Raw genomic sequence first — 12,073 nt, 5'->3', positions numbered from 1 at the left:
AAAAGGGCTTTAGCCAAACAGTCTTGTTTGGCTAAAGCCCTTTTTTTGAATCAATCTTATTCCCCTGGCTGAAGCCAGGGGCTATAGAAAAAACTTAGCGTCTTTGTGCCTTTGTGGCAAAATCTATAAATCAAATTCATCTCCTGCAGACAAAGAATCTGCTGGAACGGCAGTAGAATCAGGAGCTTTAATACGGATTAAAGAACGGGCATTTCCTGAAATATAAACAGGAGAGAGAACACCAATTGTATCTTCGGAAACCAAAACGCCACGACGCAACATTAAGTTGCTTAAGAACTTTTGGTTTTGGACTGCAAAATCTTTCAAATTTCCCTGATCGTTAAACTGATACATGAATTTTCGAGGTTTTGGGATAATGGTTGCCAAAAACAAACATTCGTTTAAGCTTAGATTTGATGGGCTTTTTTGGAAATAAAAATGACTTGCCTCTCCAATTCCGTATACATTTGGTCCCCATTCTATGATGTTAAAATAGACTTCGAGCATTCTTTCTTTGCTCACAACACGATTGTTCTCTAAAATATAAACCAGTAAAATTTCTTCCAGCTTGCGTGAAAGTGTTTTTTCTCTGGTCAAAAAGACATTCTTTATGAGTTGCATGCTTATAGTGCTGGCACCGCGAGAGAATTTTTTGGTTCTGATATTCTTTAAAATAGATTGTTTGAAAGCTTCATTGATAAATCCGCGATGCGAGAAAAAAGAAGGATCTTCGGTTGTTAAAACACATTTTCTAAGATAAGGCGAAATCTGGTCCAGGGGCGTATAATTAGGATTTGCATTCCCTACCAAAACCGGGCGTTGTAATACATTCTGGATAATAGCACGATAGACAAATTCTCCGTTTAGTTTATTAAGATCTGCTTCTCCGTATTTGGTGATTTTCAGATCTTCTTTGTTTAGTTTACTATCAAAAACTAACGTATTTGGTTTGTTTTTATTGAATTTGAAATCGAGTTTATAGTCAAAATTTCCCGTTGCCTCCATTCCCTGAAAGTGCGTAAACAATCCGTCAGGCAGCGAAACGATAAAGTCCTGCGCGAGCATTTTAGGAATATCAACTTTCAGGGTATAAACCGTGTCTTTCTCGGTACTGTACGAAATATAAGGTTTTACTTTTATTTTGTTCAATTGCATCGTCGAAGTACTATCAATCGAAATAAAATCATCTCCTAATAAAAAGCGATAATCAAAACGGGCGTTTTTGATAACAACGTCTTTGCTGGCAATTTTTGGGTGATTGATTTTTAGGTTAACAATAGAAGTATAGCCGTCGATATGCAATTCGCTACCCTCTTTTTCTATGTTTTGAACATTAAGTCTGATAGAATCAAAACTTGCTTTTAGGTTGTAACGTTCATCTAAATAAGGAACCCGAATGGCTCCGGTATCTAAATTAAAGAAACGAATATCGGCTTTTTTATTTCTTGGATCTGCAAAACCTTTTATGTTCCAGCGCTGATCAAAATCTTTACTTTGTACATGAAGACTGGTTTCGAGTTGTTTGTTGTCTAAAACCAATTTATTGACCGCTACAGACGTTTTTTTGCCATTATCATCGATTTTAAAATTCAGGTTTTCCAGTTTCATATCTGTCGGAACCAGATTTAGTAATTTTGAGATAATGCGGTAGGCAAAAGTGGCGTATTTGCGTTTTTCATTTTTATCAGAATCGGCTTTGTCCTTTTTTAGGAAAGCATCAAAATTGCGGACATTTCCTTTTTTGACCAATTGAATGTAGCCGTTGTTGACTTTTAAAGTTCCAATTTGTACATCGCCAATTAATAAGTTTGACAAACTAATGCTGGTTTCGATTTTTTGAATCTTGCAAAGTGTATCAGCATTTTTTGGTACTAACACAACATCAGTTAATTTGATGCCGGATAAACCATCAAACGAAGCCGATTTTACAGAAAATGTACTGTTGTATTCCGTATCCATTTTAGTTTTTACTTTCGCAATAGCTTGTTTTAACAACGCATCACGAAAAAAGTAAAAGCCTAAAAAAAGCACTATTAATACTATGACAAGTATTAATAGTGCTTTGAATATTTTTTGTTTTGGGAATTTCATAAAGTTGATTTCATAAAAATTTGCGATTATTCGCAAAATGAAAAGTTTTTTTGCCACGAATTTCACTAATTTCTCGAATTAGATTAGTACGAACAAATTTGGATTTGCAATAAAATTAAATAAAAATTAGTGTTTAATTTGTGAAATTCGTGGCAAAAAAAAATCATCCAAAAAGAATACCGGCAACATCTTCAATTTTAGCAACGAGCTCAATTTTGATTCCTGTATTTTTTAAAGCAATTTTATTGTACTTTGACACAAAGATAGTCGTGAATCCTAGTTTCTCTGCTTCCTGAATACGTTGATCTACTCGGTTTACGGGACGAATTTCTCCTGACAATCCCACTTCGCCGGCAAAACAACAGCCTTTTGTAACCGGAATATCTTCGTTTGAGGATAAAATGGCGGCAACAACGGCTAAGTCTATTGCGGGATCATCGACAGAAATTCCGCCCGTTACGTTCAAAAAGACATCTTTTGCGCCTAAGCGAAATCCGGCTCTTTTTTCTAAAACGGCAAGGATCATGTTTAATCTTTTGGCGTTGTATCCGGTCGTACTTCGTTGTGGTGTTCCATAAACTGCGGTACTCACCAGTGATTGTATTTCGATCATCAACGGGCGCATGCCTTCCATGGTTGTAGCAATTGCAGTTCCTGACATTTCTTCGTCTTTGTGCGAAATCAATATTTCTGATGGATTGCTTACTTCGCGCAAGCCGCTTCCCAGCATTTCATAAATTCCTAATTCGGCAGTTGAGCCAAAACGGTTTTTTAGAGAACGCAGGATTCTGTAAACATGATTTCGATCTCCTTCAAATTGCAAAACGGTATCGACCATGTGTTCCAGAATTTTTGGTCCGGCGATGTTCCCGTCTTTGGTAATATGTCCAATTAAAATAACCGGGATATTGGTTTCTTTAGCAAATTTGATTAGTTCGGCAGTTGTTTCCCTAATCTGAGAAATACTTCCGGCAGTTGATTCAATATAATCGGTATGTAAAGTCTGAATCGAGTCAATAATGACAATTTCAGGCTGAATTGCTTCAATTTGTTTGAAGATATTTTGCGTTTTAGTTTCCGTCAGGATATAGCAATTGTCGCTATTTGGCGTAATTCTTTCGGCACGCATTTTTATTTGCTTCTGACTTTCTTCGCCCGAAACATACAAAGTTTTATAAGGTAATTTTAGTGAGATTTGAAGTAAAAGGGTACTTTTTCCAATTCCGGGCTCACCGCCCAAAAGGGTTAAAGATCCGGGAACAATTCCACCACCCAAAACGCGATTCAGTTCGCCATCAGTAGTATCCATACGGATTTCCTGAGTAGAGTCAATCTCATTAATTTTTAAGGGACGCGGGGCTTTGCCACTTGAAGTGGGTTCGCTTTTCCAGGCCACTTTTTCCTGCTTCTGGATAATTTCTTCAGCAATAGTATTCCATTCTTTGCAGGCGTTGCATTGCCCTTGCCATTTGGCATATTGGGTTCCGCAATTTTGGCAAAAAAAGGAAGTTTTAACTTTTGACATTATTTGGTTGTTTTAGCAAGTGTATTCATCTGGTCGATTTTCTCGTACATCAAATCTTTGTTCAGATCTCCAATTGGCTCCATTTGGGAAGCATTTTGGTATTTTTTTGAAGCTCTTTTCGGGTCACCCATTTTTTCGTACATCAACCCTAATTCGTATTCTCCTAACATGGCTTTTGGATAATTTACATTTCCAATTTCGGCCATTTTTCCTAATTCATCGTAGGCATTCTTTTTTAGAATAAGAGTTTCTATAATTTTAAAATCGCCCATTCTTACCGGAATCTGAACGCCAAGGATTTTAGACATAACATTGTATTTGTTTTCCAGATAATCGGCATAGCCTGTTTCAAGAACTGCAATTTTGTTGTTGTATTCGGCAGAATTTATAGGTCTGTAAACTTCAAATATTTGGTATAAAGCACTTGGTATAGCGTGCAAAACCTCAGTATAGTGTGTTGTGTTTTTAAAAACATCGTATTTGTAGCTCACTAACGGATTATTGGCAATTTTTATATTGCTGTCTAATTTTTCTATAGGTTCCTTAATTTTTTTATTGTCACCGTCTGCTACAGACAGGTAATAAAATAACGGTTCTGTTGTCTTGGCAAATTTTTCAGGAATTCGTACTTCCATTTTGTTGGCAAGTTCGGGACTAAAAGAGATGTAAGCATTAAAAAGAGGTTTTTCTTTATACAGATAAAAATTGATAAAACTTGCTGTTACGTCATGACCGGCAATAATTCTAAAAGGCGATGTGCGGTATTTTTTTTCGATATAAGGAACCAATTCTGCACCAACAAATTCAAAGAAGTCCGCTCCTTTCTCAAAAGGAAGACCGGTATTTTGATCAATTGTAGTATCGTCTTCGCGTTCGTCATTTTTATTTTGATGAATACCAATTATAATCATTTCGGGTAAATCTCCCCAATAAGCACCATAACTTATTGCTCCGGAGAAAGGATCAAACAGATAATCTCCATCTAATAAATAGAGAACCGGATATTTTTTTTCGGGATTAGCTTCATAAGAATCAGGAAGTCCAATAGTTATTCTTCGTTCTGTGCCAAGCTTTTCGGATTTGATGTTGTCGAATGTTTTCTGTGAGAATACAGAAACAGAGATTAAGGTAAGCAGTAAATAAACTTTTTTCATGAGTTGGGGCATTTCAGTGAATTAAAAAGTATTGAAATAGTGTAGCAATATAATACTTTATTTGCTTTTTTGTTTATGTAGGAATTTAAAAAAGCGATGAAATTACCTGCTTAAACTTATTTTGATTAAGACATAGGAAATATCGTTTGTTCAAAAAATAACTTTGACAAACAGGGGCAATACAAAGGTGTAAAAGGAAAAACTTAGGTTAGCGAGTTATCGTTTTCATTAGGGAAAATGATCCACGGCTTGAAGGTTTTAGCTTCTTCAAATTCCAGGGTTGCATAGGATATAATGATAATGATGTCGTCTTTTTGTACTTTTCTCGCTGCAGGGCCATTCAGGGTAATTTCGCCTGAATTTTTCTCTCCTTTTATAGCGTAAGTTTCAAAACGTTCGCCATTATTGATATTTACAATAGATACTTTTTCGCCTTCAATAATGTTTGAGGCTTCCAGTAGAGTTTCATCAATAGTAATACTGCCAATATAATTTAAATCAGCTCCAGTTACTTTTACACGATGAATTTTTGATTTTATAACTTGAATTTGCATGGTGCAAAGGTAAATTAATTTAATGAAATGGTGTCAATCAGTCTTATAGAATTAACAAATACCGCTATAAATGCGCGATAGTTTTTGTCTTTACTTTTGTAATCTATAGGTAATAATGTTGATTCGTCAGCTATTACAAAATACTCGAGGTCGAAACGCTCGTTGTCTTTGAAAGAATTTTCTACGAATTTAATGGTCTCTTCAGGACTTTCGGTTTGAAATATTTCTTTTGCCAGGGTTAATATCTTATATATTATAGCCGCTTCTTTTCGTTCTTCGGGAGTTAAACGCTCATTTCTGGAGCTCATTGCCAGTTGATTGTCTTCTCTAAAAATAGGACAGCCTACAACATTTACAGGTAAATGAGTTTTTTCGACCATTTTTTTTACGATCTGTAATTGTTGAAAATCTTTTTCTCCAAAATAAGCATTGGTTGGTGTAACGATTTCGAACAAACGTTTTACGATAGTTCCAACTCCGTTAAAATGCCCGGGTCTGAATTTTCCTTCCATTTGATTTTCCAGTCCGTCAAAGTCAAAAGATTGCGAAATAGTATGCCCTTCATAAATATCATCTACAGACGGTGCGTACAGAATGATTTTATCGCTCAGATTGCGCATTTTTTTTACGTCTTCTTCAAGTGTTCGAGGATATTTTTCGAGATCTTCAGGATTGTTAAATTGGGTTGGATTTACAAAAATACTCACAACGGTGTCGTCGTTTTCTTTGATTGATCTTTGCATTAACGCCAGATGACCTTGGTGTAAAGCGCCCATAGTTGGTACAAATCCGATGGTTGAATTTGCGGTTTTGATAGTTTTCAAATAGGCTATCAAAGCTACTTTACCGTAGAAAATATGCATGGCAGTATTATTAAAATTTAGTGCAAACATAATATATTAGTTATAAACTGCATAAATTTTTGTAATTTTGCAACGTTTTTATTACCAAAAATTAAGTAAAATACTATTATGAAAGATAAGAGGATATTATATGTATCATCTGAAGTCGTGCCTTATTTGGCTGAAAATGAGGTTTCTTTAATGTCTTATGACGTTCCAAAAATGATCAACGATCAAGGAGGCCAGATAAGAATTTTCATGCCAAGATATGGAAATATCAACGAAAGAAGACACCAGTTACATGAAGTTATTAGACTTTCAGGAATGAATTTGGTAGTGAATGACTTAGATATGCCGTTGATTATCAAGGTGGCTTCAATTCCGAAAGAAAGAATTCAGGTTTATTTTATTGATAATGATGAATATTTTAAACGTAAAGCAACTTTTGCTGACGAAGAAGGTGTTCTGTATCCAGATAACGACGAGAGAGCGATATTTTTTGCTAAAGGAGTTGTCGAAACGGTGAAAAAACTAAACTGGGTTCCGGATATTATTCACGTACACGGTTGGTTGGCTGCAATGTTGCCAATCTATATGAAACACTATTACAAAAACGAAGCTTTATTTTCTGAAACAAAAATTGTTACCTCTGTTTATGGGCAATCTTTTGATGAAAATTTAGATTTAGAAATGATAAATAAGGTTAAATTCGATGGTGTTCCGCATGAAGCAATCGCTGATTTAGAAACGCCAAATTACGAAAATGTCTTAAAAGCGAGCATCTTACACTCGGATGCTGTGATTATCGCATCTGAAAACGTATCTCCAAGTTTAACAAAATTTATAGAATCTTCAGGAAAACCTTTTTTACCTTTCGCCACGAAAGATGCATTCGCTGAAGCGTATACAAATTTCTACAAAACGATGGGTCTTTAAATTTTAACTTTATTATTAAACATGTACAATACTTCTTTTATTAAGAAAATTCTATTGGTTGCAACGGTTGTTGTTTTATATTCTTGCGATAAAGATTTTAATGCAATTGGTGATGGATTAATCGCAGATGACCATTTTGGTCTTGTATCTGAAAAATATGATGTTTTAGCTTATAATCAGGAAGTAACTCCTGTTCAGTCAAATGGTTTGACACTTTATGGTTTGGGTATTTATGATAGTTCTGTTTTTGGAACAAATACATCAAATTTTGTAACTCAGGTTGCCTTATCTACAGATGCGCCAACGATTGGGGATATAACAGGTGTCGATAATGTGATTCAAAGTGTTGTACTTAGTGTTCCTTATCTTAGTCATGCAACTGCTGCAGATGCTAAAGGAGGTAATGTTTATGCATTAGATTCTATTTATGGTGATCCTAAAGGAAAAATTAAATTAAGTGTTTATGAGTCAGGTGTTCAAATGCGTTCTTCGTTTTTTAACGGAGGTTCAGAATTTGCACAATTGTATTATACCAATCAGGATTCGCCGGATTCAAATGATATCAATTTTAATTTAAGTAAAATTGGAACACGATTGAATGATGATGCGGATAAAGCACAAAATGACGAATTCTTTTTTAGTGCAGCACAAAGAAAAGATTCAACTTTGGTAGAGGGTTCAACAGATAAGTATACCTATACTTACATTGCGCCTGAAATGCATTTAAACTTAAATAAAGATTATTTTCTAAATAAAATTTTAAAAGCTCCGGCTTCAAAACTTTCTTCTGCGGCTATTTTTCAGGAATATTTTAGAGGGTTATATTTTCAGGTAGAAAAATCCGGAAGTAGCCCAACAAATTTAGCATTGATGGATTTTGCAAAAAGTGGGAATGCTAAAATTACGATTAAGTACAAGGCAAAAACGGCTGTAACAACAGACCCGGATGCTACAACCGAAGACAAATCGATAATTATAAATCTAACAGGAGCTCAGGCTGGTTTATACCAGGATAATAGAAATCCTGATTTTGATGCTGCAATAAAAAGTCCAAATCAAACAACAGGAGATGATCGACTTTATCTAAAAGGAAGACAGGGTTCGCTTGCTGTAATACAACTTACGGGTTTTGCTGCTAAACTAGATGAAATTAGAACAAAGAACTGGTTGGTAAATGAGGCTAATTTAATTTTTTCTATCGATTCAGATAAAATGACCGGAGCTTATGAGCCAAAGCGTGTTTATTTGTATGACTTAGATAATAGTCTTCCAATTTTAGATTACACTTCAGACGGAAGTTCAAGTATAACTACAGATGCCAAAATGACCAAGGTTGTTTATAGCGGTATTATCAATGTAGATGCTACTACAAAAAGAGGAACGACATACAAAATTAGATTAACGAATCATATTCGTAATATAATCAAGAATGCAACTGTAGCAAACGTGAGATTAGGTTTGGTGGTTACGGGAGATATCAATACAATAACTTCAAGCAAATTAAAACTAAAAAACACCGTTATCTCAGATGCGCCAAGAGCTTCAGTGATGAGTCCGTTAGGGACCATATTATTTGGAGGGAATTCAAGTTCGAATATTCCGGCTGGAAAAAAACTACAACTTGAAATTTACTACACGAAACCAAATTAATAAATAATATATGTGTGGAATTGTTGGATATATCGGTCATAGAGAGGCGTATCCTATTGTTATCAAGGGATTAAAACGGCTCGAATACAGAGGGTATGATAGTGCTGGTGTCATGTTATATGATGATGAAGCCGGTGTAAAAGTTTGTAAAACTAAAGGGAAGGTTTCAGATCTTGAAGCTAAAGTCAAAGATGATTTTAATATAAGCGGTACTATAGGAATTGGGCATACACGTTGGGCAACACATGGTGTGCCAAATGATGTGAACTCTCATCCGCACCTTTCTAATTCTGGAGAATTGGTAATTATTCATAATGGTATCATTGAGAATTATGCACCACTTAAAGAAGAATTAATCAAAAGAGGGTATACTTTTAAATCAGATACAGATACGGAGGTTTTAGTAAACTTAATCGAAGAGGTTCAAAAAAAGGAAGGATTAAAATTAGGTAAAGCAGTTCAGATTGCTTTAAATCAAGTTGTAGGTGCGTATGCAATTGCTGTTTTTGATAAAAAAAATCCAAACGAAATTGTTGCTGCGAGATTAGGTAGTCCTTTGGCTATTGGTGTTGGAGAAGGAGAGTATTTTATTGCTTCAGATGCTTCGCCTTTTATCGAGTATACCTCTAATGCAATTTATCTTGAAGATGGTGAAATGGCAAATATCAGATTGCACAAACCTCTTAAAGTTAGAAAAATTAAAGATGACTCTTTAGTAGATCCTTACATTCAGGAACTTCAAATGAATTTGGAGCAAATTGAAAAAGGAGGTTACGATCATTTCATGTTAAAAGAGATTTACGAGCAGCCAAGTGTTATAAAAGACACTTATAGAGGCAGACTTCATGCAAATGAAGGAATTGTTCAGATGGCTGGTGTTGAAGATAATTTGGAAAAATTTCTTAACGCTGACAGAATAATCATTGTAGCTTGTGGTACTTCATGGCACGCAGGTTTAGTAGCAGAATATATTTTTGAGGAGTTTACGCGTATTCCTGTAGAGGTCGAATATGCTTCTGAGTTTAGATACAGAAACCCAATTATAAACAAAAACGACGTTGTTATTGCAATTTCTCAATCTGGAGAAACGGCAGATACGATGGCGGCTATTAAGTTGGCAAAAGAAAACGGTGCTTTTGTATTTGGTGTTTGTAATGTTGTTGGATCTTCTATTTCAAGAGAAAGTCATGCAGGTGCTTATACACACGCAGGTCCTGAAATTGGAGTAGCATCTACTAAAGCATTTACAACTCAAATCACAGTTTTAACGATGATCGCATTGCGATTAGGTAAGGCTAAAGGAACTTTGTCAAATACTGATTTTCATACCTATCTGCAAGAATTAGAAATTATTCCTGAAAAAGTAGCAGAAGCTTTAGAAACTAATGACAGAGCAAAAGAGATTGCTGCAGCTTTTAAAGATGCACCAAACTGTTTGTACCTGGGTCGTGGTTATAATTTTCCGGTGGCGTTAGAAGGAGCTTTAAAACTTAAAGAGATCTCTTATATTCACGCCGAAGGTTATCCTGCAGCAGAGATGAAACACGGTCCAATTGCTCTTATTGATGAGCACATGCCGGTTATCGTGATTGCACCTAAACAAGGGCATTATGATAAAATTGTAAGTAACATTCAGGAGATTAAATCAAGAAGTGGTAAAATTATTGCAGTAGTTACCAAAGGTGATACTCAGGTTCGTGAGTTAGCTGATTATGTTATTGAGATCCCTGAAACTTCAGATGCGTTGTCTCCATTAATCACAACGATACCTTTGCAGTTACTTTCGTACTATATTGCTGTAATGAGAGGTTGTAATGTAGATCAACCCCGTAACTTGGCAAAATCAGTTACGGTAGAATAAATAGATTAAAATATTTAAATAGTAAAAAGCGATCGCCACGGCGATCGCTTTTTTTGTGTTCTGTTTTTTTTGTTTTACTTCAATAAAAATGACTTTTAATTATAATCAAGGTATAATTTAGATCATAAGGAAAGTTGGGTTTGTATTGATGTTTTCCATCAAAAGAGAGTGAGTAATATATAAGAGATCGAATTAGTGAGAGATGATGATTTTTTTTAAAGTTTTGAAAAGAATAGATTATTTTCTATCATTAAGGTTGATGAAAGATGTCTAAAAGGATATCAAACAAAATAAGAATTGATAAAATTATAAAATGAAAAAAAATACTTACAGGATTATTTATATTAAGTAATTTACTTCTTGTAAATGCTCAAACTACAACGTTTAATAATGTTATTGTAGGATTAGATGATCCGGCGTTAGGTGTAAATATCAAAACCAATTTTCCTGGGTATAATGGTACTTGGATCAGAGGTTATTTTATTTCTAATGAAACAGGAACTCAGCATTAATTTTCGATGGGGGCTAACGGAAAATCAGTAAATGGAGTTTCTAGTTTTGCCAATGGTTTTATTGGAGCTGACTGGTGAAATCAATTTATGTCATTTTTGGCTAATGGAAATATAGGTATTGGAACTATTGATCCTATGGTAAATTTGCATGTTAAAAGTCAAACAGCTCATTTACGTTTAGAGTCAGCCAATGCTATGTATAATGCATCAGTTCAATATTTTAGGGGTGCTCAATATCGTTGAGAACTAGGAATGGGTATATCGTCTGGACCAAGTTTTGAATTATATGATAGAATGAACAATAGGTTTTCTTTCGTAGTAAATCCTAAGGGTAATTTTGGCATTGGCACAACAAACCCAGACTCAAAACTTACTGTTGCCGGAAACATTCACGCACGCGAAGTAAAAGTAACGGTTAGTGCAGGTGCAGTTCCTGATTATGTTTTTGCAAATGATTATAAACTAAAATCGCTGGACGATGTAGAGAAGTATATCAAACAAAATAGCCATTTGCCCGAAATACCATCGGCTCAGGAAATAGAAAAGAATGGGTTGATGCTGGCAGAAATGAATCTGAATTTGCTTAAGAAAATGGAGGAAATGACGCTTTATATGATTGAGCAAAATAGAGAAATTAAAAACTTAAAAAAAGAAAACGAAACTCTTAAAACTTTGTCGGACAGGCTTTCCAGGGTTGAAAAGGAATTGTCGAAGAAATAAAGTGCCGTTTTCTCACTACTACAAATGTTAAAAAAGCGAAATTTAGGTCTCGCTTTTTTTTATTATCATATTTTTTTTCTTACTACTGTATTTTTATTAAATCCGCATTATTTTGATTAAAAATAATATGTATGCATAGTAATTTAGGCTCTGTAACTTTAATATTTGATTTTAATTTAATAAATCTATTTAGTGAATAGTTAAAATTGTAACTAATTTTATAGAGAT

General features: G+C 34.7%; 9 protein-coding genes. 4 read left to right on the top strand and 5 right to left on the bottom strand.

Features of this window, described 5'->3' with window-relative positions; genetic code table 11:
• Positions 1–123: 123 nt before the first annotated feature.
• From B0A64_RS24500 to panC, 5 genes are all read right to left on the bottom strand, one after another.
• On the bottom strand, positions 124–2,091 hold the full coding sequence (locus B0A64_RS24500) for a transglycosylase domain-containing protein (protein ID WP_089482063.1): 1,968 nt from the start codon (positions 2,089–2,091) through the stop codon (positions 124–126).
• 163 nt (positions 2,092–2,254) lie between these two features.
• A complete protein-coding gene (gene radA / locus B0A64_RS24495; protein WP_089482062.1) occupies positions 2,255–3,616 on the bottom strand; it encodes a DNA repair protein RadA in 1,362 nt (453 codons plus the stop codon).
• A complete protein-coding gene (locus B0A64_RS24490; RefSeq protein WP_089482061.1) occupies positions 3,616–4,770 on the bottom strand; it encodes an alpha/beta hydrolase in 1,155 nt (384 codons plus the stop codon). The genes radA and B0A64_RS24490 overlap by 1 nt, the downstream gene beginning before the upstream one ends.
• A gap of 203 nt (positions 4,771–4,973) precedes the next feature.
• Positions 4,974–5,324 (bottom strand): aspartate 1-decarboxylase, encoded by a 351-nt coding sequence (gene panD / locus B0A64_RS24485; RefSeq protein WP_026727479.1) that lies wholly within the window; start codon positions 5,322–5,324, stop codon positions 4,974–4,976.
• Between the two features lie 14 nt (positions 5,325–5,338).
• Positions 5,339–6,217, bottom strand: coding sequence for a pantoate--beta-alanine ligase (gene panC, locus B0A64_RS24480; RefSeq protein ID WP_089482060.1), 879 nt, complete (start codon positions 6,215–6,217; stop codon positions 5,339–5,341).
• A 78-nt stretch (positions 6,218–6,295) separates the two neighbouring features.
• Here panC and B0A64_RS24475 point away from each other — a divergent pair, with 78 nt between their 5' ends.
• The 4 genes from B0A64_RS24475 to B0A64_RS24460 all read left to right on the top strand — a co-directional run bounded on the left by B0A64_RS24475 (position 6,296) and on the right by B0A64_RS24460 (position 11,845).
• Positions 6,296–7,102, top strand: coding sequence for a glycogen/starch synthase (locus tag B0A64_RS24475; protein WP_089482059.1), 807 nt, complete (start codon positions 6,296–6,298; stop codon positions 7,100–7,102).
• A 21-nt stretch (positions 7,103–7,123) separates the two neighbouring features.
• Entirely contained in the window at positions 7,124–8,752 is a 1,629-nt protein-coding gene (locus B0A64_RS24470) for a DUF4270 domain-containing protein (RefSeq protein ID WP_089482058.1), read from the top strand.
• A gap of 10 nt (positions 8,753–8,762) precedes the next feature.
• Positions 8,763–10,613, top strand: coding sequence for a glutamine--fructose-6-phosphate transaminase (isomerizing) (glmS, locus tag B0A64_RS24465; RefSeq protein ID WP_089482057.1), 1,851 nt, complete (start codon positions 8,763–8,765; stop codon positions 10,611–10,613).
• Positions 10,614–11,377: 764 nt separating this feature from the next.
• Positions 11,378–11,845: a tail fiber protein gene (locus tag B0A64_RS24460; protein WP_123875961.1), complete on the top strand. Its 468-nt coding sequence runs from the start codon at positions 11,378–11,380 to the stop codon at positions 11,843–11,845.
• Positions 11,846–12,073: the final 228 nt, after the last annotated feature.

Source organism: Flavobacterium araucananum, assembly GCF_002222055.1.
GTDB lineage: Bacteria > Bacteroidota > Bacteroidia > Flavobacteriales > Flavobacteriaceae > Flavobacterium > Flavobacterium araucananum.
The sequence above is the reverse complement of the archived record's forward strand: the minus strand, read 5'-3'. Positions and strand labels throughout refer to the sequence as shown.

Coding starts and splice junctions, on each gene's coding strand:
- B0A64_RS24500 (WP_089482063.1), bottom strand. CDS start 2,091: ATGAAATTCCCAAAACAAAAAATATTCAAAGCACTATTAATACTTGTC.
- radA (WP_089482062.1), bottom strand. CDS start 3,616: ATGTCAAAAGTTAAAACTTCCTTTTTTTGCCAAAATTGCGGAACCCAA.
- B0A64_RS24490 (WP_089482061.1), bottom strand. CDS start 4,770: ATGAAAAAAGTTTATTTACTGCTTACCTTAATCTCTGTTTCTGTATTC.
- panD (WP_026727479.1), bottom strand. CDS start 5,324: ATGCAAATTCAAGTTATAAAATCAAAAATTCATCGTGTAAAAGTAACT.
- panC (WP_089482060.1), bottom strand. CDS start 6,217: ATGTTTGCACTAAATTTTAATAATACTGCCATGCATATTTTCTACGGT.
- B0A64_RS24475 (WP_089482059.1), top strand. CDS start 6,296: ATGAAAGATAAGAGGATATTATATGTATCATCTGAAGTCGTGCCTTAT.
- B0A64_RS24470 (WP_089482058.1), top strand. CDS start 7,124: ATGTACAATACTTCTTTTATTAAGAAAATTCTATTGGTTGCAACGGTT.
- glmS (WP_089482057.1), top strand. CDS start 8,763: ATGTGTGGAATTGTTGGATATATCGGTCATAGAGAGGCGTATCCTATT.
- B0A64_RS24460 (WP_123875961.1), top strand. CDS start 11,378: ATGGGTATATCGTCTGGACCAAGTTTTGAATTATATGATAGAATGAAC.